Genomic DNA, 21,701 nt, shown 5'->3' on the forward strand with positions numbered 1-21,701 from the left:
GGACACCTGCCCACGCCATGCGCTCTTGCAGCGAGAGGCAACCGAATTATGGTCCGAACTTTGCGCGGCGGGCGCCACGAGAGGAACGCACCTGACGAAGGGGCACCCCGCGCGCATTCGGATCCATGGGACCGCGCGCAGGCTCGTCCCCCCGCGCCGCCGACGGGAAACGGGCAGCGCCGCCGAAACAGAACCCGAAACCGGAATGCCACCATCGCTCCCGCTCGGGACGTGCTTCCCGCGCGGCCCCCGATATACGGCACCATACACCGCTAACACATTTCCCAATGATTGAACAATCCCTTTTTGGTGGCTTCTTGTGGCCGCTTCCAGCTCTGGGAACTCCCGGAGCCCCGGCCGCACAATAGAAATCCCCGCACAAAAGAAGAACCGCGGAGCGTTCATGTTCCACGCGCGACGCCTCTCCCTCGCCGCGGCCCTCACCATCGGCCTGGTTCCCGCAGCCCTGGCAACCCCCGCAGCCGCCTCCGAACTGGACACCGAAACCCTCCAGCAGGGCCGGTGGGTCGCCATGGGCGACTCGTTCCAATCCGGTGTCGGTACCGACGAGTACCACGACGACAGCGGCGACTGCCTGCGCTCTCCCCTGTCACACGTGGAGCTACTGCACGAGCAGGGCACAGCGAGCGAACTCGACTTCGTCGCCTGCGGCGGAGCCGTCGTCGACGACCTCTACTCCGGGCGGCACGACGAGCCGCCGCAGTTGGACGCGGTGCAAACCAACAGCGGCGATATCTCACTCGTCACGGTCGGCATCGGCGGCAACGACCTCGACTTCGCCGGCAACCTCGTCACGTGCATCACGCAGGGCTGGGTAGGCCGCTCGTGCGAGGAGCGCCTGGACGACGACGTCACCGAGCAGTTCGAGGAGCTAACCGCCACGGATCCCGAAACCGGGCTGAACAAGCTGCAGCAGGTCCACACCGATATTCACGATGCGGTCGACCCGTCGGCCACGGTCGCCGCCATCACTTACCCCAAGTTCTTCCCGCCCGACGGCGGGACGGACTGGACCAGTATCGGCATGGAGCGCTGCAACAACATCCGGGTCAGCGACCAGCTCTGGATCAACAACTGGATCCAGCGGCTGAACGGGGCCATCGTGGACGCGGCCGAGTCGACCGGCACCACCCCGATCGACATCTACGCCGCCTCCGACGGCCACGAGCTGTGCAACGAGGACGGCAGCGAGGACTACCTGAACGGCATCCGGCTCGACACCAACGCGTTCCACCCCACCGAGTTCGGCTACACGGCCAACACCACCGCCATCGCCCCAGAGCTCGACCCCGCGCCGGTACCGCCGCTCGCCGCGCGGGCCGCACCGCCAACCGGCTCCCAGGAGCCCCCCGAGGCAGACCTGGAGGTCGAGCAGGACGGCGACACGGTCACCGTCGACGCCTCGGGCTCCACGCCGGGTGATGCCAGCCCCGCCAGTTTCGTCTGGGAGTTCGACGACGGGAAGCTCGCCGAGAGCGAGACCGCCACACACACCTACGACGAGCCCGGAACGTACTACCTCACCCTCAGCGTGATCGACGGCAACGGTGAGATGGGATTCTCCGACGCCAAGAAGATCACGGTCGAGTCCTGACGCTCCGCGACCGAATCGTCGCTGCGCCGGAGAGTTACGGACGGAGGACAGCAGGCTGAGGCGAGCAACGCCAGCGGCGGAATCAGCGCGCTAGGCGGAGTGCCCCAGAGCCCTGCGGTTCACAACGGCCCGACTCGTGAACCAACTGCTGAGCTGGGAGCGGATCAATGGGTGTGGACGTAGTGCTCGCACGAGTTGAACAGCGGGGAAGTAGCCCCAAGCGGCGACGCGTGCGTCAGGTGGACGTTGTCCCGGACAAGGGGGACAGGTTCGCGCACCTGTGCGCATCGAGCGCCCTGCCGATGCTGAGTCGAGTGGACCCGTACACAACCCTGGTCCTGACTCCACAAGAAATGGAGCAGTTCATTGCGGAGGTCGGTTCCGAACTCGCCCGGGAGGAGGATCCTGAAGTGGCGGAACTACTGAAAGATGTCCTCAGACTGGCCCGCAAATGCACGCACCAGCCGAGGGCGGAAGTGCGTCTCGAAGGCGATTGAGGTCCAGTCCGCGTGGTCGTGTCCCTTTCCAATGACGATTTCTTCCCTCTCGTTCAGGTGTCCGAGGAAGCTCCGGACGCAGCGGTGCGTCTGCCGTAGGACCGGGCCTCACCAAGGGGGTTCCGGGTTGTGCCGCGCGACGGCAGCACTTTCCGGTGTCACCCGAGCCGCGGTCCCGGCGGTACGGCAACGCCTCCTGCCCCGCATCGTTGGCGAAGCCGGCGCCGCGGACCAGCTCCGGTTTGGCACGCCTTTCTACCGGAATCACCAGAACAGTCCGTATATCGGCCCGCATGGCACGCCCGCACTCCACGGGAATCCGGAATTCCGGGCTGCGCGCCGGCACCGACCAATGCGTGGTCAACTTTTTGCGAAATAACCCCTATGTGGCCGTGTCCATCCGCCGCGGACAGCGCCGGCGCCTCATTCTGAGTGCCACGCAACCCGCGGCACGACACGCTCTCTTCGCGGTGGAAATTTACTTTCCTTCGCCGGTCAACGAGGATGTCGTGCTATACGCCCGGCGTATTTCCGCTCGCCCTCCCAGTGCGCGGCCCGGCGGCCGTGAGGAGGTAACGCCCATGTGGACGCACCGAACGCCAACCCGGGGGACGGTCACCGGTTCCACCGCGGAGTCGCGGACGGCCGGCCCGCAGCGGTGCGCGTCCCCTGCTGTCTCCGGAGTGCTGGCGGCACTGGTCACGGGATCGCTGATCATCGTGCCGGCCGCGCACGCGGCTCCGTTCGCCGTACCCGGCCAGGACGAGTGCGAACCAGGTGCCGAAGCGCCCGAAAAGCGCCAGATGCGCGCCGCGTGGATCGCCAGCGTGGCCAACATCGACTGGCCGAGCAAGCGGGGACTCCCTCCCAGGGACCAGCAGGAGGAGCTCACCCGACTGTACGACGAGGCCGCCTCCTACGGGCTGAACGCGGTGTTCGTGCAGATCCGGCCGACCGCCGACGCGTTCTGGCCCTCTCCGCACGAACCGTGGTCAAAGTGGCTCACCGGCGAACAGGGCCGCAACCCTGGCTACGATCCCCTGGAGTTCGCTGTCGAGGAGGCGCACGAACGGAACCTGGAGTTCCACGGCTGGTTCAACCCCTACCGGATCGCAACGCACGACGACCCCGGCCGCCTGGTCGAGGGGCACCCGGCCCGCGAGAACCCCGAGTGGGTCCTGGAGTACGGCGACCGGTTGTACTACAACCCCGGAATCCCCGCGGCCCGTTCCTTCGTGCAGGACGCGATGATGCACGCCGTCGAGAACTACGACATGGACGGGGTGCACTTCGACGACTACTTCTACCCCTACCCGGTGGCTGGTGAGGCGCTGCCCGACCAGGGCACCTACGCCCGCTACGGCGACGACTTCACCAACATCGCGGACTGGCGCCGGAACAACGTCGATCTGCTGGTACAGGAGATGAACCAGCGCATCAACGACACCCGGCCACACGTCAAGTTCGGGGTCAGCCCTTTCGGTATCTGGCGCAACGCCGGCTCGGACCCCGCCGGCTCGGCCACCAACGGCCTGGAGTCCTACGACCGGCTCTACGCCAACACCCGCAAGTGGGCGCGGCAGGGCTGGCTGGACTACATCAACCCGCAGGTCTACTGGGAGATCGGGCACGACGCCGCCGACTACGCGGCGCTCGTCCCGTGGTGGGCCGACGTTGTCGAGGGCACCGGTGTACAGCTCTACATCGGACAGGCCGCCTACAAGGTGGGCGAGCAGCCCGGAGCGTGGCAGGACCCGGGCGAGCTCAGCCGGCACCTCACGTTCAACCGGGACCACCCGCAGGTCGACGGGGACGTGTACTTCAGCGCCACTTCCCTGCGGACCAACGCTGCGCAGGCCCGGCGCACCCTGGTCGAGGAGCACTACGCCCACCCGGCGCTGGTGCCGGTCAAGGAGGACCTGGGCGGAGAGGCGCCCCCCGCTCCGGAGATCACCAGTGCCGCGCGCACCGGCGACCGCGCCGAGCTGACGATCGAGGCGGCTGCCGGAAGCGAGCCGGCCTACTACGCGGTGTACCGGTTCGACAGCGCCTCCGACCCGGACGCACACGCGTGCGGGCTGGACCCGCGCGCCATGGTGGCAACGGTGCGCGCCTCCGAGGACAGGACCAGGTTCACCGCCCCGGACGCCCCGCCCGCGCAGAACTACTACGTCACCGCCCTGGACCGGCTGCACCACGAGAGCGGCGCCAGCGCTCCGCGCTACGTCCCCTAACGCTGACCGTGCGTGCTGCGTTCCTTCGCGCGTTCGCCAAGAAACGCAACGCTCACGGTCGGCGGTCGGGTCAGGACGACGGGCGCAGGGCGTCCAGCAGCAGACGGGCGTAGTGGTCGCCGACCTCGGTGGGAGCGAGCTTGCCGTCGGGCCGGTACCAGGTGCTGAGGTGGTGCACCGAGCCGAAGTAGAAGTCGACCACGAGGTCGGCGGGCACGTGGTCGGCGAAGACGCCCTGTTCCTGGCCCTCGATGATCAGCGACCGGAAGAGCTCGTGGTAGTGGCGGCGCTTGGTGCGGACCTCGCGCTGCTTGGCCGCGGTGAGCTGGTGCAGCGAGCGGAAGAAGATGGTGGCGTCGTCCAGGTTGGCGATGGTGGTCACCACGACGTCGGAGGCGGCGCGCCGCACGCGTTCGGTGACGGTGCCGCCGGTGGCGGCGATCTCCTCCAACCGGGTCATCTGCATGCGCAGGACGCGCGCGTAGACCTCGGCGAGCAGGTCGTCCTTGGAGTCGAAGTAGTGGTACATCGCCCCCTTGGTCACGTCGGCGGCGTCCACGATCTCCTGGACCGAGGTACGGTCGAACCCTTTCTCGGCGAACAACCGGGTCGCCACAGCAAGCAGCCGGCGGGGAACGGACTCGCCCGAGGCGTCTGCGGTGGACTCGTCGCTCGCTCCGGGCGCCAACTGCCCATTGGTCGCGGCGTCGGTTTCCACCGGATCGTCGGGGGCACCGGGTGCGGTGGGGACGTCGGGCACGGAGGATCCGCTCCGGCGCCGACTACCGCTGGCACGCACGGACACGGCAACAGCCTTTCTTCGAGAAAGTCCCGGACGTACTCCGGGACAACCCTGTCGCTCCCGGTTCGTCGCCGGGCCTCTCCCACTTTATGGTCTCCTACCACGTGCGGACGTCCGACTAGCACATCCGCCCGCGTTGGCCGGCACCGGCGACTCTGGGTCCGTTTCCCGGCGTGCCCGCATCGGGGACGATCCGCCGCCCGGCGCACGGGGCAGTGCCGGGCTGCGAGGGCGGCCTGTGTGGCCCTAGAGTGACCGTATGGGACATCGGGCGGCCTCCGCCGGCGTCGAGCCGGTCATCGCCTTCGCTGGCTGCGGTGCGAGCGCGACGCTCGCCGCGGTCGCCCTGCTTCGCGCGACGACGTGGCTCCGGCTGAGCTACCGCATCGTGCTGTTCGACGAGCACGGGCGGCACGCCCGCGGCGCCGGCTACCCGGCGAGCGAGGACCGCCGGCTCCTCGACGCACCCGTCAAGAGCATGTCGGCCCTGCCCGACCGCCCCTGCCACCTGATGGAGTGGGCACGCTGGCGCGGGCTCGCGTGCGATCCGGGAACACGCCTCCCGCTCGCCGTCTACGGCGACTACCTCGCCGAGACACTCGGCGCCACCGCATCCTGGGCGGAGCCGCACGCCACCCTGCGGTTTCGGAGCGAGCGGGTGGAGGGTGCCGTCCTCGACGGGGACGCCGCCGAGCTAGGGCTCTCGCGCGGCACCCGGCTCGCGGTGTCGGCCGTCGTCGTGGCCACCGGCGACCCTAGGGACCACCCGCCGCCCCGGCTCGGCGGGACCGCCGCGGGTGGCGGAACGAAGGGCCTCGTCACCTGTTCGCGCGGGGCGCTGATCACGGATTCGGGCGCCGCGAGCCGCAGAGTCTACGCTCTCGGCCCAGCGCGCCACGGCCATCGGGCCGACGGGATCCCGCAAATCCGCGCCCAAGCCGAGGAGCTTGCCCAGCGCATCGCCGACACGGTCCTGCGCAACCGGGAGCCCACCGCCTAGCGGCGGTAGTGCTGATCTTGAGGATTTCGTTCCTTCGCAGCGCCGTGGAGTTTCGGGGTTTTGGGGTGGGGCCCTGGGACGGGGGCACCTTCGTCCGGTGCTGGCTGCGGATGGTGGCGCGCGCGACGGGGCGGCGATGGCGCCAGATGGGCCGGCCCGCGGTGGTCGCTTCTGGTGCCCGGTGGTGGCGCCCCGACGAGGGCGGCGAAGGCCCGCCGGCCCGGTGGGAGTCGCCCCTTTGCGGGCGCCGGTGCTCCCGCCCGGCGGCGGGGCGCTCGCCGAGGGTGACCGTGGGGACATTCTCGGCGCTGAATATGTCCGCACGGTCACCCTCGGTGCGGACCCCGCATCCACACCTGACCGGTGTGCCGTGTTTCGCCCGAAGTCTGGTGCCGCGGCCACGACCGATGGGCCCCGGCCGCGGGCCAGGCCCCCGGTCGTCGGGCGCGCCACCCTCGGGCACCCGTTGCGGCCATCGAGGGCCGGCCCATCCACCGTCCTCGCCGCCCTCGTCGGACGCCGCACCACGTGCCCACCGCGGCGATGGGCACCAAACCGGGCGCCTTCCCACCCCACCACCACACAACACCGAAACTCCACCGCGCCCCGAAGGAACGGAACCCTCAAGATCTATTGGTGCATGGTGGGGGGGTGGGGTTGCTTCGACGGGAGTGGCTCAGCGATGATCCGAGCACGGCCGGGGCAGGTCAGCCCCGGCGGGCGGCGCGCTCGTCGCGGCGCAGCTGGAAGGGGCGCAGCGCCGACTCCGCCTGCACGGCGAGGTCCATCTTGCTCGCGCCTTCGGTGCGGTCCTCGAAGTGGATGGGGATCTCCACGATCTTCTGGCCGCGCCGGTACGCCCGGAACAGTGCCTCGACCTGGAAGCTGTAGCCGCTGCTGTGCGTGCTCGGCAGGTCCAGCGCCTCAAGGGCCTCCCTGCGCCAGAGCTTGAACCCGGCGGTGACGTCGCGCACCGGCATCGCGAGGACCGCCCGGACGTAGGTGTTCGCCCACCCGCTGAGCAGCCGGCGATGCGCCGCCCACGAGCGGGAGAGGCTGCTGCCGGGCAGGTAGCGGCTTCCGACGACGACACCGGCGCCGGTCGAGAGCAGGGTCCCCAGCAACTGGGGGACGTAGCCCGGAGGGTGGCTGTGGTCGGCGTCCATCTGGACGACGAACTCGGCGCCCTCGTCCAGGGCCCGGCTCATGCCCGCGACGTAGGCGCGTCCCAGCCCGTCCTTGGTCTCGCGGTGCAGCACGCTCACGCGTGCGCCGGTGGTGTCCGTGTGGTCGGCGGCCAGCTTATCGGCGATCTCGCCGGTGCCATCGGGTGAGTTGTCGTCCACGACGACCACCCGAAGGGCGGGCAGCGGCAGCGCGAGGAGCTCCTCGACGAGGACCGGAAGGTTCTCGGCCTCGTTGAAGGTCGGCACGACGACGCTCACGCGCGATCGCGACCACGGTTCGGGCAGGACTACCGGGGTGGGCATGGGGCGCTCTCCAGCGGGTCGGCGTTGGCGTGGGGCACATCCGGCGCTTTGGACGTAGCCGGTAGCGTACGCGCCGAAACCGGGGTGTGTGGCCCGTTCCACGCGGGTGGCCGCGGCGGGCGTGTCGCGCGCCGGCTACTCACTCGCCGCGGTCGACCTCCAGGACCGCGACGTGCACCAGGGTCCCCATGTCCTCCAGCGTAAGCAGCACCTCGGGGTCGGCGTGGTTGTCGGTGATCAGGTGGGCGATGTGCTCTGGTGGCACGGTCTGCACCATGGTGTCGGCACCGACCTTGGTGTGGTCGGCGAGCACGATGACCTCCTCGGCGCAGCCCACCAGCGCGCGGTCGACGCTGGCCACGGCGGGGTTGGGGGTGCTCAGGCCGCGCTCCGCGGTGATGCCGTTGCCCGAGATGAACGCCTGGTGGACGCGCAGCCCGGCCAGTGCCTGCTCGGCGGCGGTCCCGACGAGCGCGCGGATGGAGCCGCGCAGCGTTCCACCGGTCATGACCACCTCGACGCCGGGAGCGCTCGTCAGCACGTCGGCCACCGGTAGCGAGTTGGTCACCACAGTGAGGTTCTGCCGCCCGACGAGCTCCCGGGCAAGGGCCTCGGTACTGCTGCCGGGACCGAGAACAATGGCGTCGTCGTCGCGGACCAGCCTGGCGGCGGCAGCGGCGATGGCCATCTTCTCCGGCGTCGCCTGCCCCGCCTTCTGCGTGTAGCTCTCCTCATGGCCGACCCGGCCGGGCAGCGCAGCTCCGCCCCGGCGCCGGTCGAGCAAACCCTCGGCTTCCAGGAGGCGGACGTCGCGCCGCACTGTGACCTCCGATGCCCGCACGTGCGAGGCGAGGTCGCGCAGGGCCATGGCACCGTTCGCGCGGACCAGCTCCAGGATCCGCTCCCGGCGTTCGGCGGCGAACGCGGGCCTGGTCTCCTCTGTCATCGGCGATGTCCCCTCTACGGCCTGGGACTCCCGATGATACGGCCGTGCCGGTCAGCAGAAATGGACACCGTGCGTGTGGAACGACGCGTCGATCGTGTCCTCGTCGGCCGCGTCCTCCTCGGTCGAGGCCCCCGCTCCCAACAGGACGGCCGCGATGAAGAGCGCCACAAGCAGACCCAGCACGGCGAGGGAGCCGATGCCGAATATCACCAAGAGGGACACTTGGCCTCCCAGAGGGGTGGGGCTGACCGGTACCGCACCCGGCAACCATGCCGAGCTCCCGCACCGGGCGCGTCATCCGACACATGCCCAGCTCCACCAATGGTTACACCTTCGCAACAAAATTTCGATCACTTGATGGTGAGCTCACTGTTCCCCCGGCGTCTCCTCGATAGCCCTGTTTCCGCTCGTGGCGAGCACGGTGGCACCGTACTCGTCGCGGTAGGTCTCCCGTAGGGCATGCGCATCGCGGCTGCTGTCGGTGGCGCCGACGGCCGTGCGGTGGGACAACCTGTCGGTCTACGCCGCGGCCCGCACCGCGGCCGCTGGTCAGAGGCCGAGACCGCGCAGCACGATGTCGAATCCGCGCCGGAACTCCGCCTCGCTGGGGATGGCCCGGGCGTCGGCGGCCGTCTCGGCCAGGAGCGGGAACTCCTCGACCGGTAGTCCCGCCAAGGCCGCGGTGCCCGTGCCGTCCAGGGGACCGAACTGTTCGACCTGTACGGCGCCGAGGACGTACCCCAGGATCACCCGGAACGCGACCACCCGCCGCTCCCCGGTGAGGCCCGCCTCGGTAAGCAGCCCCAGCATCGTCTCGCCCCAGCGCCGCGAGCTGGGTGAGCGGTGGCGGTGGGTGATCAGCAGCGGCACCACCGCGGGGTGCTCCAATACCGCGCCCCGAACACGTTCGGCGAGCACGCCCAGGCGCGCCGAGGGTGAGCCTGGGGGCGGGCTCAGGTCGACGCCCTGCAGGACCAGGTCGACCATGACCTCCTCAACCTGACTACGGTCGGTGACGTAGCGGTAGAGCGACATGGTTCCCATGCCCAACTGCTGGGCGACCGCGCGCATCGAGAGACCGTCGAGCCCGTCCCTGTCGGCGACCGCCAGAGCCGCGGTGGCGATCTGGGTTGGTGTCAGGGACCGAGGTCGTGGCATGGCATTGACAGCGTACAAGATACGCGCATAGCTTCGTAAGCGTACAGACAACGCTTACGGAGAGTCCCCATGCGAGAAATCAGCCCGCGCGAGCTGGTCACCGTCACCGGCGACCGCCTTCCCGTTCCCGATCCCGACCACCTCGTACACATGCAGTTCCGGCGGTTCGCCGGATGCCCGATCTGCAACCTGCACCTGCGCGGTATAGCGTGGCGGCACGACGAGATCACCGCCGCGGGCATCCGCGAGGTGGTGTTCTTCCACTCCCCCACCGACCAGCTACGCGGCCACGATCTCCCGTTCGCGGTCATCGCCGACCCGGACAAGCGCTACTACCGGGAGTTCGGCGTCGAGTCCGGCCCGCGCGCCCTGCTGCATCCCGGGACATGGGGCGCGGTGCTGCGCGGCGCGGCCCTGACGCTCAAAGGAACCTTCCAACCGCCCGCGTCCCGGCAGGAAGGCGGCCGGCTGGGGCTGCCAGCGGACTTCCTCATCGCTCCCGACGGCACGGTGCTCGCGCACAAGTACGGAGAGCACGCCTACGACCAGTGGACCGTCGACGAACTGCTGGCGCACGCCCGGTCGGGGGCGCAACGCTGACTCCGGGCCTCTAGTCTGGTGCGCGTGAGTTTTCCGTGGGACGCGTCGCGCCGGGCCTTCGCCGACGCCGCGGACTGGTTCGTGCGCACGACCGAGCAGGACGCGCGGACCGGGACAATGGGACGGTGACGTCCGCTGTGCCAACGACTCCGCTCGCCTGCGACGTGTGGTGGGCCGATCCGGCATGGGCCTCCCCCTCGCTGCTGGAACTTCTCGACGACCGTGAACGTGAGCGGCACGGGCGGTTCCGGCTTTCGGACGACCAGAACCGGTTCGCCGTTGCGCACACGCTGGCCCGCCTGGTCTGCGCGCGCGCTGCCGGATGCGAGCCCGGCGAGGTCACGTTCGACCTGCACTGCCGCGGGTGCGCGCGGAACCCGTCCGGGCGGCGCGACCCGCACGGCAAGCCGCACCCCGACGGACCGGCACGCGGCCTGGAGATCTCCTACAGCCACTCCGGGGAGCGCGTTGTGGTCGCCCTCACGCGCGGTGTCCCCGTCGGGGTGGACGTGGAGCGGGTGTCAGCGGAGCGCGACATCGAGGGCGTGGCGGAGTACGCCCTCGCCGCGAGCGAGCGCGCCGTCCTGGACGCGATGCCGGCAGACGCCCGGGTCGAGGGGTTCTTCGGCTACTGGGCACGCAAGGAGGCCGTGTTGAAGGCCACCGGCGACGGGTTGTCGGCGGGACTGACCACGGTCCGGGTGAGCGGGCCCGACCAACCCGCCGCGCTCACCGAGTGGGCCGGAGCCGACGGCCCCCCGCACGCCTGGCTGAGCGACCTGGACGCCGGGCCCGGTTACCGGGCCGCCCTGGCCGCTCTGACTCCGGGGCCGGTCGCCCTCACCATCCACGACGGGGCCCCTTTGCTGGAGGCCGCCGAGCGCCGCTCATCCTCCCGAGGCTGAGACTCTCGCCTCGCATCCGGCGTATGTGCCGCGATCGCGGAAGCCGACCCCGAAAGCGCGCTCGGGCCTTCAGTGGCCGCTGCACCACCCCGTCTGCGCAGGAGGGCGAGGGACAACTCCGAGATCCGCGCGATCCCCTCTTCAGGCGACAAACCTTACTGTTTCGCGGCATTTTCGGCATGCGGCGCCAGAGACCACTCCCTTGACCGGCGTCACCGAGCGCTCCAAAGATGTGATCGTGCGGAAACGTTCGTGCGGCTTCACGAGTCCCCCTGCCCCTAGACCCCCGAGTCCCAGGTGAGCATGGCCTTCTCGCGCCAGGACCTCGCCCGGCCCGGCGACCGCGGTGCTCCCGTGTCGGTCGTGGACACCCTGCACGGCCGGACGGTTCCCGACCCGTACCGCTGGCTTGAGGACCCCGGTTCCACCGCGACCCGCAAGTGGCTCGACGAGCGGTCCCGGGAGTTCAGCGACGCCGCGGCCACGTGGCCGCTCCGCGAACGGCTCGCCACCCGGATCCGCCAGCTCGTCAGCGCCGACCTCTGGTCGCTGCCGGTGCGGCGCGGCCCGCTTGTCTTCGCCACCCGGCGCGACGCCGGCGCCGAGCATCCCCGCCTGCTGGTCCTGCGCGACGGCCGCGAACGCGTCCTGTTCGACCCCGCCACCGATCCCAGCGGCCTGGCCACGCTCGACGCCTGGGAGCCGAGCCCCGATGGCTCCTACGTGGCGGTGCAGACCTCCAGGGGCGGAACCGAGCGCGGCGAGCTGCGCGTGCTCTCGACCGCGAGCGGTCTGCCGGTTGAGGAACCCGTCCCGGGTGTCCGCTACTCCAATGTGGCCTGGCTCCGCGACGCCGGGGAGGCCGCGTTCTACTACGTCCGGCGCGACGACCACGACGGCCGGCGCGGGGTGTGGCTGCACCGGGTCAACGCGCGGCCGCACCGGCCCGACGCCCTGGTGCACGCGTGCACCGCTACGCGCACCGTGCCGGGCGTACGGTTGCTGGGCGAGCGCTGGCTGGTGGTGTCGGAGAGCCACGGCACCGGCCACCGCACCGACCTCTGGATCGCCGACATCTCCGATGGGTCTCCCGAGCGTCCGTCGCTGGCCGCCGTACACGTCGGCGAGGACGCCGAGTCCGAGCCGGTGCTCAGCCCCGACGGCCGGCTCTACCTGCGCACGACCCTGGGCGCCCCGCGGCGCCGGATCTGCGTGGCCGATCCCGCGACGCCCGAGCCCGCCGACTGGCGCGAGGTCATCCCCGAGGACTCCGGCGCGACCCTGGACGGCTTCACTGTGGGCGGGACCGCCGGGGCCCCCGAGCTCCTCGTCACCCGGACGCGTCTCGGCGTCAGCGAGCTCACCGCGCACGACCCCCGCGACGGCCGCACACTGCGCCGGATCGGCCTCCCCGGCGAGGGCATGGTGAGCCACCTGGAGGCCGACTCCGACGGGTCCGTCCACCTCTACTACGCCGACGTCGCCACCCAGCAGGGCGTATTCGCCTACCGGCCGGGCGACCACCAACCGCGGCCCTGGCCAGAGACGAAAACAGCGGCAGACACGGACCCAGCCGCGGCGCCGGACCCGCCGGCGGTGCGCCGGCACACCACGCGTTGCCGGTCACTCGACGGAACCCGGGTTCCGGTGACCGTCTTCTCGCTCGCGTCGGCGCACGACCCGTGGGACGAGCCGGCACCCACCATCCTGCACGCCTACGGGGGGTTCGGCCGTCCCCGCCAGTTCGGCTTCAGCGCGACCGTGCTGGCGTGGCTCCTGGCCGGCGGGCGCTACGCGGTGGCGCACGTACGCGGCGGCGGCGACGGAGGCCGGGAGTGGCACCTCAGTGGAGCGGGCCGGAACAAGATCCGCGCGGTGCGGGATCTCATCGCGGCGGGAGACTCCCTCGTCGCCGGCGGGTACTGCACGCGCGGCCAGCTCTGCCTGTCGGGCGGCTCGGCGGGCGGCCTGCTGGTGCTCGCCGCCGCGGCCCAGCGCCCCGACCTGTGCGCGGCCGTGATCGCCTCCGCTCCCCTGACCGACATGGCGCGCTTCGAGAAACTGGGCCTGGGCCCGATGTGGACCCGGGAGTTCGGCACCGTCTCCGACCCCGAGGACTTCGCCGCTCTGCTGGCCTACTCCCCCTACCACCGCGTCCTCGACGGGCACGCGTGCCGTTACCCCGCTGTGCTCCTCACCGGGTTCCACGGCGACACCCGCACCGATGCGGCGCACCCGCGCAAGATGTGCGCGGCCCTACGCGGCGCCGGGGCGCCGGTCCTGCTGCGCTACGAGTACGACGTCGGCCACGGACCGCGTGCGGTCACCCGGGCCATTGATCTGGCGGCCGACGCGCACGCGTTCGCGGCCGCACGAACGGGGCTGTACCCGCGGTGATACCACCCCGGGTCGGCCTACTTTCACAGAAAGGGAGGTGAACGTGTGATGGACCCGATTGAGGTCGAGGTCGAGGACCTCGGTGAGGTCACCTCGCGGGACGTGACCGCGGGCGGCGACAGCGACGGAACCGACTCCAGTTCCGACTTCATCTAGGAAACGAACAAACCGCAACCATCCGACCCACCGCCGGCCGCCGGGGCGCGACCGCCCCGGCGGTCCATGCCCGCCACACTTTCCGACCAGCGCCCGTGGAGGAACGGTTACCGTGACCGATCGCCTGTTCACCGAATCGCTGCGCGCGGCCACCGGTGACGATCTGCTCAGCACCAAGCTGTCGGAGGACGTCGTGTTCGCCGATATCGGCGAGGCGGCCGTGCGGTCGCTGCTGACCTTCGAGGACCTCAGTGACATCCTCGCCACCCGCGCGCTGGAGCCGCCGCGCGCCCGGTTGCACCACAAGGGCGCTCCGGTTCCCGTCGCTCGCTACACGGAGACCGGCGAGGCGTCGCGCGCCTCGCGCAATGTGATCCGGCCCGACGCGCTGTACCGGGAGCTGCGCGAAGGCGCGAGCCTGGTGCTGGACGCGATCGACCGGCTGCACCCGCCCATCCGGGACGCCGCCGACGACCTGATGCGCCTGGTCCGCGAGCGCGCCCAGGCGAACCTCTACCTCATCTGGGGCGACTCGCACGGCTTCGACACCCACTGGGACGACCACGACACGTTCATCGTGCAGGTCGCCGGAACCAAGTCGTGGCAGGTGCACGGCCAGGGCAACCGGCGCTACCCGATGAAGGTCGACGCGGACCACAGCCACGAGCCGCCCGAGGACGTCGTGTGGGAGGGCGTGCTGCGCCCGGGGCACGTGCTGCACGTACCGCGGGGCTGGTGGCACACGGTCAAGGGCACCGGCGACGTCAGCATGCACCTGACTTTCGGGTTCACCCGCGCCACGGGGATCGACTGGGCGCGGTCGCTGCTGGAGCAACTGCACGACGTCGAGGTCCTCCGCCGGGACCTGCCCCGGTTCGCCTCAAGCGAGGAACGCCTCCGGCACCATGAGGCGCTCATCCGGGAGCTCGTGGGCCTCGCTGAACAGCACGGCGTCGACGAGCTGCTGGCCGAACGCGACTCCCGGTTCCCGCGCCGTCAGGCGTTCTCGCTGCCGTGGGCGGTGGACGGCTCCGAACCCACCGCCGAGACCCGGGTGGAGTTCGTGCCGCTGTTGACTCCTCCGATGGAATGCGACGACGAGAACGTCTCGCTCACCGTGTCGGGCAAGCGGTTCCGCTTCCCCGCCGTCGCCGAGCCGATTCTCGCCACGATCGCCAACGAGCGCACCACCACGGTGGCCGCCCTCGCCGAACTGTCGGGGACCGACATCCCAACGACCGCGCAGGTGGTCCAGGCCCTGGTGCGGCACCACCTGGTGATGCTGCGCTGAACCCGGCCGGCTACCCGGTGTCGTGTCGGCCTGCCGCGCGCTCGCCCACGTGGCGCTCGATACCGTCGAACAGCCGCCGCAACCCGAACGCCAACTCGCCCTGGCCGGCCTGCCCGAACTCGTCGCCTGCCGCGCGCCCGCCCGCGTCCTCGTCATTCCTGTTCTGCGGAAACCCCGCCAGCGTCGGGTGCTCCATGGCGTCGAACACCCCCTGCTCCAGCATTCCCGCCAGAGTGGGGTGCGCCTGCACGTTGACCACCCACTTCAGTGCCTGCACGTAGCCCTCGTCCATCTGCTGCTGGGTGATGCCGTGCTGCTCCATCTGCCGGCGCATGTCGTCCTCGATCCGGCAGATCTCGCGCACGGCTCCGGTGATGAACATCAGCGCCTCGACACTGTCGAAGCCCGCAAGCCCCGCACGCACGAGAGGCCGCAGCCCCGCCTCCATCCAGGCGAGGTTGTTGGGCCCCAGGGGAGGACCGCTCACCGCGACCCGCAGCATCCAGGGATGCCGCTGGTAGATGCGCTGCTGCTGGCGGACCCACCACTCGATCTCCGCCCGCCAGCCGCTGACACTCTCGTCGACGGGCGGGACAGGGCCGCTTCCCGCGTCGAACATGAGCTCCAGCAACTGCTCCTTGCTCTGCACATAGCGGTACAGCGACATGGTGGTGTAGCCGAACTCCTTGGCGACGCGCTGCATTGACAGCGCCTCGCTCCCTTCGGCGTCAGCGACCTCCACGGCCGTCTCGACGATCCGCTCCACGGTGAGCTTGGGTCTGGGACCGCGCCGCGGCCGCTCACGGCTGCCCCAGAGCAGCTCGAGAGTACTCAGTGGCCTGTCCTCAGTCGTCATCGTCCCACCCGTCGAATCACTACCGTTGCCACCCACCCTAAAACTGTGTATTTTATAAACGTAACTGTATGTTGGTTAAACAGTTTATTGGCTAATCGGATACCACCGTTCCCGCCCTTGGGATCGTGCGCTTCCCACGGACCCCGGATGACCAGAGAGCCAGGCCCCACGGGCGGCGAGACCCGTTGCCCCACCCTCGCGCCACCAGACACGCCACTGCGGAGAGAACCGAGATGAGCACACCCACCGCGGAGCCACCGCCCGAGACCGGCACGAACCGGCACGCCCGTGGCCAAGGCACGCCCCCCTGGTGGCGCCGCCCCTGGATGATTCCCCTGGCCGCGATCATTCTGGCGTTCCTCCTCTTCGCCGTGCCCCCCTACCTGACCTTCGACCCCGCCCAGTCCCGGATGGAGCTGCGCGAGGGCTCCGCCCTGCACATGCCGGCGCTCTCGGTGCACGTCATCTTCGGCAGCATCGCACTGGTGACCTGCTGCCTCCAGATCTGGCCGTGGCTGCGCAGGAGCTACCCGGCCGTCCACCGCACCAGCGGTCGGATCTACGTCGCCAGCGTGGTGCCCACCACTCTCTTCGGATTCATCATCACCTACCTGAGCGTCCACGGCATGTCCATGAAGGCCGCGACCTTCACAATGGAGGCGCTGTGGCTGGTCTTCACCTTGGTCGGCTTCCGGATGGCCCGCGCACGCCGGTTCGGCGAGCACCGCAAATGGATGATCCGCAGCTTCGCGCTGGTTCTGGCCATCGTGACCGAACGGGCGTGGTTGGGGGTCTTCATGCTCATCGCGACCCCGCGCCTGGACACGGAGTACGGAGGGGACCACGACCTGATGATGCGCGTTGCCGGTGGCACCTCGTTCTGGGTGGCCTGGGTCGTGAACCTGCTCATCGCCGAGTGGTGGCTCCAGTACCGGGCCCGGCCAGGGAGCGGGAAAGCAGTCACCTAGACCCCACTGGGCAGGGGTTTCGCGTGGTGCACGCCATGGAGATTCCGGCCCGCCACCCGCGAACCGGGCCGTGCACCGCGATACACCAGGGGCGTCTTTGCCCACCCGATCATCATTAGGGTAGCCTTATCTAACGAGATGCGAGGGTTCGTGTCCAGGAGTGAACCGGGCCACCGGACACTCACATCGCAAAGGTGTTCCCGTGCCGCGGCCAACCGCGCACGCACTCTGGCGTAGGAAGGTTGATCGGTGCACATGGCCTTGACGGAGCATCCACTGCAAACGGTGGTTGACGCCTGTGCTCCCCTGCACTTCGCGCCCCTGCCCGACATCCGTACCGCCGGTTTCCGGTCGGTGCCCGCGCGCCACGGAACCGAGACCTGGTACCGCACCGACCTGATGGCCGCCGAAGGCGACGTCGCCGTGCTCTTCGACCGGTACACCGCGCAGCACGGCCCCGGCCACACGCTGCCGAACTCCACACGGTTCCTGCGCGCGCTGCTGCGCGAGCCGATCTTCCTGGTCTCGGCCGGGCTCTACCTGACCGGCCGCGCTCCCCTGCTCGCCCGCGAGCACCTCTGGTTCCCGTCGCTGTCCGACGGCAGCTTCGGCCCTCCCACGGTGACCAGCGGCCAGATGGCGGTGCTGCCCGACGACCCCGCCGCCGACCATCCCGACACCGTCGTCGTGGCCAGCGAGGCCGCGATGGAGACGCTGGCCGCGGAGCGCATGGTGCACGCCTTCTCTCCCATCATCGACGGCGTCGCGCGGCACACCCGCGTGGGCGCGCGCACCCTGTGGGGGTGGGTGCTCGACATCCTGCACTTCTACATGCTCAACCCGGCCCGGTTCCTCGGCCACGACGCCGAGGCGGCCTGGAACCGCGCGAGCCGGCTCGGCGACGCGCTGATCGAGGCCGGCGCCCGCACCCGAACCCGGCCGCGGATCTTCCCGTTCAGCGAGGAGCACCCGCGCGGCACGTGGGCGGTTCGCGGTACCTGCTGCTTCGACTACAAGGCCGACCCGGAACACGGCTTCTGCGTGACCTGCCCGCTCAAGTCCGACTCCGATCGGCACGAGGAGTTCCAGGAGTGGCTGCGCGACCCCACCCTGGCCCCGTGAGCCCCCGCCGCCCCGCGCGCGGCGTAATACCGCGCAGAGGACACACCTCGCGCCCGGTCACGCTCGCCTGAGCCGAGCGTGACCGGGCGTCAGCCGTAGCGCCATCGCAGGAATCCGTACTCGCGCTCGACACGGCGCATCTCGGCGTAGAGCGTGTCGGCATCGGGGCCCGCGACGACCGCGCCGCCGGGTGGCAGCGGCCAGCGCGCGTACGCCCAGAACCGGCGTGTGTAGGGGCCCCACACCACGAGCCACGCGTCCTGTTTCTGCCACTGGATGTACGCGGCCAACCGACGCCGTTCCGCATCGTCCTCATATGCCGCCATGACGGGTGGTGCCCTACCCGCTGCGGCTCCTGTCGGACCGGTCCGAATGTGGCCAAAAACCCGCCACTCGGTGGGTCAGGTCCGCGCGCGGACGCGGGTCTCGCCCGCACCAGAGCTCAGGTGGGATCCGGGCACCGGTTCGGCCGGGTCATCGCCCAGCTCGACGATACGGTTCGCGGAGTCCACGTGCACGATGTGCGGGACGTGCCGCGCGCGCTCGGCGTCGTCGACCAGCGCGTAGCCCATGATGATGACCAGGTCGCCGGGGCTCACAAGGTGGGCGGCGGCACCGTTGATCCCGATCACGCCGCTGCCGGGCTCTCCGGTGATGGCGTAGGTCACCAGGCGGCTGCCGTTGCTGATGTCGACGACGTGCACCTGTTCGCCGTCAACGAGATCGGCCGCTCGCATCAGGTCGGCGTCGATCGTGATCGAGCCGACGTAGTGCAGGTCGGCCTGGGTCACCGTGGCGCGGTGGATCTTCGAGTTAATCAGGGTGCGCTGCACGCTCAGTTCCTCGTTTCGCGATGCACAAGATGTCTACAGGCCCCGGGGGTCCCGTGAATGTCCCATGATGGCGTCCCCGCCGATGACCACGGCGTCCGGGGGGCCGCCAACGGTCCAACGCGGTCCGGCGAGGCGCTGTTCCCGGTCCCCGCGTGCGGGCACACGCGTGCCGGTGTGCGCGATGCCGCTCCGGCAGGAATCGCCGGGAACACCAAAGGCCACCGGGGACGCTCCGCGCGGTCCTGCTAAGCGGCTCCTGGCCGCCCGAAGTCCCGCCGGAGTACCGAATCGTGGTGCGCCGGCCGGTTTTGCGCTGTTCCAGGCCAAAGAGTTATCGTTTTCCCCGACCGCGCTTATTCGCAGGAGTCCGCCCGCGGACCGGAATTTCCCTAGAAACGGATATCAGACAATAAATGGATCCGGACGCGACCCAGATCTTGCCCAGGACCGATGAGTTCGGCACCACCCCCGCGGACTCCGCCCCACAGTGGGAGGTCGAGACCCGCGAGCGGCTGTTCGCCGCCGTGGACCGCTTCTCGGCTCCCCTGGCCGACCTCGTGGAACGCGAGGCGAACGAAGGCGACATCCAGATCCTGGTCGCCGACTTTCTGAACTACGCCCTGAACTTCAGCAAGTACGGGGAGCTGACCACGGAATACCGTACGTCCGGCGGATCGGTCGACTACGGAATTCTCATCGACAACGAACTCTTCGCTTTTGTCGAGGTCAAGCCGTCTGGCCAGAACCTTGACACCCGCAACCTGCGCCAAGCGCGCACGCAAGCCGTCGACGAGGGCGTCGACTGGGTGGTCCTCACGAACGGCCGCGTGTGGCAGGTGTACCACCTGGGCGACGGCGAGGCGTCGAACACCCAACGGATCCTCGACGTCGACCTGCTCGACGAGGAAGATCCCGCGGCAGCCGTGGACATGCTGTTCCACCTGACCAAGGAGGCGGTGCAGCACGGTCGCCTCGCTGAGCTGCACGCCTGGCGCGAGGCCCTGGCGCCCGCGGCACTCGCCGACGCGCTGCGCAGCGAGCCCGTGCTCAACGCTGTGCGTGCCGAGCTGCGCGATCGCACCGGTCACAAGGGCCACGTCGGCGACGTCGGCGAGGTCTCGCGGAAACTGAGCTCCGAGGTGATCGCGCGCGGGCTGGCGCCCTGAGCCCGGCCCACTCCCCCGGTAGCCGGCACCCCGCCGAGCGGCGCGGCAGCGTCGGACACGCAGGGCAGAGGGACGATCGTGCAACGGAGGGACATCCATGCCGGACGACATCGCACCCGCACCGCTGATCCGGTCCCTCTCCTGGGGCCACATGGAGGTCGAGGGTCTGGCTCCGGGGAAGGATTTCAAGCTCTTCCCCGGCGGCGGCCGGGAATGGGACTGGTCGGAAACCGGAACCCAGCACCATCCGGGCATCGGTACCGCCGACGTCGCGGAGCTACTGGACCACGGTGCCAGGACCATCGTCCTCTCCCGGGGAATGCAGCTCCAGCTCCAGGTGCCCGATTCGACCCTGGCCTACCTCGCCGAACGGGACATCAGGGTGCACGTCGCCGAGACAACCGAGGCGGTACGCATCTACAACGAACTGGCCGCGACAGAGCCGGTCGGCGGGCTGTTCCACTCGACCTGCTGACCCGCGCGAGGAGCCCGGCCCCGCTCGCCCCGCTCCCCTGCGCCGTCACGGCACGGGAGCGAGAAGCGGTCCACGACCGGGGTCGGCCAGACACGATCCGGCCCCGCGTCCACCGGCAGCGCGTGGCGGTACCACGTCCCGACACGCCGGCAGGCACGGGCCAGGACCAAATCCCGGAAAGCGCGTGTACATCACTGCCAGTACGTGTTTAATGACATGGTGTAGCTAGTTGGCCATCCGGCACTGGAGGCACCATGCGCAAGGCAGCGATTGCCCTCACGGCACTGGCGACGGGCGCCTTGGGGCCCGCAACGGGCGCACCGAGCGCGCTGGCATCGGACGCTCCCAACAGCGCCCGGGTGCACCTGTCGGTCACCGGTAACGGCGAGGGCGCCGAACCATCGGCGACGTATCTGGTCTGCTTCCCCAGCGGGGGCACCCATCCCCGCGCCGAGGAGGCGTGCGCGACGCTGGACGAAGCCGGCGGGAAGTTCGCCGACCTGCCGGCCAGGGAGGGAGTCTGCACCCTGGTGTACCGGCCGGTGACCGCCACAGCCAAGGGGCACTGGCGCGGCGAACCGGTCAACTACGAGCAGACGTTCGGCAATTCCTGTCTCGCGGCGGACCAGACGAACGGCGTCTTCGACTTCTAGCGCGGCCGCGCCGCTCTGGCCGCGAAACCCGGCCCGAACCGGTTTCCGGCCCGTCCGATCACGGGCATGCCGCTCGCGAGGGGGCATTCGGATGCGGCGAACGATGTCGGTCCTTCGCCCGGTACTGGTCGCGGTGAGCGCCGGGCTGCTGCTCGTGGCGCCGGCTGCGCACGCACAGCAGGCGCCCCGCGCCGCGCTGCACCTGGCGGTCGAGGCGCACGGCGGCACCAACCCCGTGGAGGCGACCCTCACCTGCGCACCGAACGGTGGCAGCCACCCCCGGTCCGAGATGGCCTGTGAGGCGCTGCGCCAGGCACACGGTCACCTCGCCGAACTCCCGTCGATGGCCGAGCCGTGCACCATGGAGTACCGCCCGACCCGGGCCGAGGCCACCGGGCACTGGCTCGGCGAGCCCGTGCGCTTCCGGCACACCTACGACAACCCGTGCCTCGCCGCGCGGGAGAGCGGCGGCGTGCTCGACCTGTACCCGCGAGTGGAGGTGAGCACGTGATGGGTCCCGCCGCGGCGGCGCACCGG

At 70.1% G+C, this 21,701-nt stretch carries 23 protein-coding genes; 14 read left to right on the forward strand and 9 right to left on the reverse strand.

The annotated features are described in order from the left end of the window. Positions 1-403 precede the first annotated feature (403 nt). The 3 genes from F4561_RS14170 to F4561_RS14180 all read left to right on the forward strand — a co-directional run bounded on the left by F4561_RS14170 (position 404) and on the right by F4561_RS14180 (position 4,346). A complete protein-coding gene (locus F4561_RS14170) occupies positions 404-1,615 on the forward strand; it encodes a PKD domain-containing protein (RefSeq protein WP_184579275.1) in 1,212 nt (403 codons plus the stop codon). 230 nt (positions 1,616-1,845) lie between these two features. Next, positions 1,846-2,112, forward strand: coding sequence for a hypothetical protein (locus F4561_RS14175; RefSeq protein ID WP_184579278.1), 267 nt, complete (start codon positions 1,846-1,848; stop codon positions 2,110-2,112). 581 nt (positions 2,113-2,693) lie between these two features. Continuing rightward, the gene (locus F4561_RS14180) at positions 2,694-4,346 is read left to right on the forward strand and encodes a glycoside hydrolase family 10-like protein (RefSeq protein ID WP_184579281.1); all 1,653 of its coding nucleotides are present in this window, start codon (positions 2,694-2,696) and stop codon (positions 4,344-4,346) included. Between the two features lie 70 nt (positions 4,347-4,416). Here F4561_RS14180 and F4561_RS14185 read toward each other — a convergent pair whose 3' ends face one another. Continuing rightward, positions 4,417-5,034, reverse strand: a complete 618-nt coding sequence (locus F4561_RS14185) for a TetR/AcrR family transcriptional regulator (RefSeq protein WP_221445995.1) — start codon at positions 5,032-5,034, stop codon at positions 4,417-4,419. Between the two features lie 373 nt (positions 5,035-5,407). Between F4561_RS14185 and F4561_RS14190 the strand changes: the two genes are divergently transcribed. After that, positions 5,408-6,148 carry an FAD/NAD(P)-binding protein gene (locus F4561_RS14190; RefSeq protein WP_184579284.1) on the forward strand — a complete coding sequence of 247 codons (741 nt, stop codon included), beginning with the start codon at positions 5,408-5,410 and terminating at the stop codon, positions 6,146-6,148. A 707-nt stretch (positions 6,149-6,855) separates the two neighbouring features. Here the strand turns inward: F4561_RS14190 and F4561_RS14195 are convergent. The 5 genes from F4561_RS14195 to F4561_RS14215 all read right to left on the reverse strand — a co-directional run bounded on the left by F4561_RS14195 (position 6,856) and on the right by F4561_RS14215 (position 9,742). After that, positions 6,856-7,638 (reverse strand): polyprenol monophosphomannose synthase, encoded by a 783-nt coding sequence (locus tag F4561_RS14195; RefSeq protein ID WP_184579287.1) that lies wholly within the window; start codon positions 7,636-7,638, stop codon positions 6,856-6,858. Between the two features lie 139 nt (positions 7,639-7,777). Beyond that, the gene (locus tag F4561_RS14200; protein ID WP_184579291.1) at positions 7,778-8,584 is read right to left on the reverse strand and encodes a DeoR/GlpR family DNA-binding transcription regulator; all 807 of its coding nucleotides are present in this window, start codon (positions 8,582-8,584) and stop codon (positions 7,778-7,780) included. A 51-nt stretch (positions 8,585-8,635) separates the two neighbouring features. Continuing rightward, on the reverse strand, positions 8,636-8,806 hold the full coding sequence (locus F4561_RS14205) for a hypothetical protein (RefSeq protein WP_184579294.1): 171 nt from the start codon (positions 8,804-8,806) through the stop codon (positions 8,636-8,638). A 144-nt stretch (positions 8,807-8,950) separates the two neighbouring features. Further along, a complete protein-coding gene (locus F4561_RS14210; protein ID WP_184579298.1) occupies positions 8,951-9,094 on the reverse strand; it encodes a hypothetical protein in 144 nt (47 codons plus the stop codon). A 39-nt stretch (positions 9,095-9,133) separates the two neighbouring features. Further along, a complete protein-coding gene (locus F4561_RS14215) occupies positions 9,134-9,742 on the reverse strand; it encodes a TetR/AcrR family transcriptional regulator (RefSeq protein WP_184579302.1) in 609 nt (202 codons plus the stop codon). 69 nt (positions 9,743-9,811) lie between these two features. Between F4561_RS14215 and F4561_RS14220 the strand changes: the two genes are divergently transcribed. The 4 genes from F4561_RS14220 (at position 9,812) to F4561_RS14235 (ending at position 15,091) form a co-directional block, all read left to right on the forward strand. Continuing rightward, the gene (locus tag F4561_RS14220; protein ID WP_184579305.1) at positions 9,812-10,342 is read left to right on the forward strand and encodes a peroxiredoxin-like family protein; all 531 of its coding nucleotides are present in this window, start codon (positions 9,812-9,814) and stop codon (positions 10,340-10,342) included. Positions 10,343-10,467: 125 nt separating this feature from the next. Continuing rightward, positions 10,468-11,247 (forward strand): 4'-phosphopantetheinyl transferase family protein, encoded by a 780-nt coding sequence (locus tag F4561_RS14225; RefSeq protein ID WP_312885262.1) that lies wholly within the window; start codon positions 10,468-10,470, stop codon positions 11,245-11,247. Positions 11,248-11,550: 303 nt separating this feature from the next. After that, positions 11,551-13,644 carry a prolyl oligopeptidase family serine peptidase gene (locus F4561_RS14230; RefSeq protein ID WP_184579308.1) on the forward strand — a complete coding sequence of 698 codons (2,094 nt, stop codon included), beginning with the start codon at positions 11,551-11,553 and terminating at the stop codon, positions 13,642-13,644. 268 nt (positions 13,645-13,912) lie between these two features. Then, positions 13,913-15,091, forward strand: coding sequence for a JmjC domain-containing protein (locus F4561_RS14235; RefSeq protein ID WP_184579310.1), 1,179 nt, complete (start codon positions 13,913-13,915; stop codon positions 15,089-15,091). A 10-nt stretch (positions 15,092-15,101) separates the two neighbouring features. On the opposite strand, the gene F4561_RS14240 is transcribed toward F4561_RS14235, so the two are convergent. Next, positions 15,102-15,947, reverse strand: coding sequence for a TetR/AcrR family transcriptional regulator (locus tag F4561_RS14240; RefSeq protein WP_184579312.1), 846 nt, complete (start codon positions 15,945-15,947; stop codon positions 15,102-15,104). Positions 15,948-16,180: 233 nt separating this feature from the next. Here F4561_RS14240 and F4561_RS14245 point away from each other — a divergent pair, with 233 nt between their 5' ends. Together F4561_RS14245 and F4561_RS14250 are read left to right on the forward strand one after the other, a co-directional pair. Next, entirely contained in the window at positions 16,181-16,915 is a 735-nt protein-coding gene (locus F4561_RS14245; protein ID WP_184579314.1) for a DUF2306 domain-containing protein, read from the forward strand. A gap of 255 nt (positions 16,916-17,170) precedes the next feature. Beyond that, positions 17,171-18,037, forward strand: coding sequence for a (2Fe-2S)-binding protein (locus F4561_RS14250; protein ID WP_184579316.1), 867 nt, complete (start codon positions 17,171-17,173; stop codon positions 18,035-18,037). A gap of 89 nt (positions 18,038-18,126) precedes the next feature. Here the strand turns inward: F4561_RS14250 and F4561_RS14255 are convergent, their stop codons facing one another. Both F4561_RS14255 and panD read right to left on the reverse strand, forming a co-directional pair. Beyond that, positions 18,127-18,363 carry a hypothetical protein gene (locus F4561_RS14255; RefSeq protein ID WP_184579318.1) on the reverse strand — a complete coding sequence of 79 codons (237 nt, stop codon included), beginning with the start codon at positions 18,361-18,363 and terminating at the stop codon, positions 18,127-18,129. Positions 18,364-18,438: 75 nt separating this feature from the next. Further along, entirely contained in the window at positions 18,439-18,870 is a 432-nt protein-coding gene (gene panD, locus F4561_RS14260; protein ID WP_184579320.1) for an aspartate 1-decarboxylase, read from the reverse strand. A 413-nt stretch (positions 18,871-19,283) separates the two neighbouring features. Here panD and F4561_RS14265 point away from each other — a divergent pair, with 413 nt between their 5' ends. The 4 genes from F4561_RS14265 (at position 19,284) to F4561_RS14280 (ending at position 21,675) form a co-directional block, all read left to right on the forward strand. Beyond that, on the forward strand, positions 19,284-20,036 hold the full coding sequence (locus F4561_RS14265; protein ID WP_184579322.1) for a hypothetical protein: 753 nt from the start codon (positions 19,284-19,286) through the stop codon (positions 20,034-20,036). Positions 20,037-20,133: 97 nt separating this feature from the next. After that, entirely contained in the window at positions 20,134-20,511 is a 378-nt protein-coding gene (locus F4561_RS14270) for an Mth938-like domain-containing protein (protein WP_184579324.1), read from the forward strand. Positions 20,512-20,765: 254 nt separating this feature from the next. Then, positions 20,766-21,164 carry an SSI family serine proteinase inhibitor gene (locus F4561_RS14275; RefSeq protein WP_184579326.1) on the forward strand — a complete coding sequence of 133 codons (399 nt, stop codon included), beginning with the start codon at positions 20,766-20,768 and terminating at the stop codon, positions 21,162-21,164. Between the two features lie 103 nt (positions 21,165-21,267). Further along, positions 21,268-21,675 (forward strand): SSI family serine proteinase inhibitor, encoded by a 408-nt coding sequence (locus F4561_RS14280; RefSeq protein WP_184579327.1) that lies wholly within the window; start codon positions 21,268-21,270, stop codon positions 21,673-21,675. The last annotated feature ends 26 nt before the right edge of the window (positions 21,676-21,701 follow it).

Source organism: Lipingzhangella halophila, from assembly GCF_014203805.1.
Taxonomy (GTDB): domain Bacteria; phylum Actinomycetota; class Actinomycetes; order Streptosporangiales; family Streptosporangiaceae; genus Lipingzhangella; species Lipingzhangella halophila.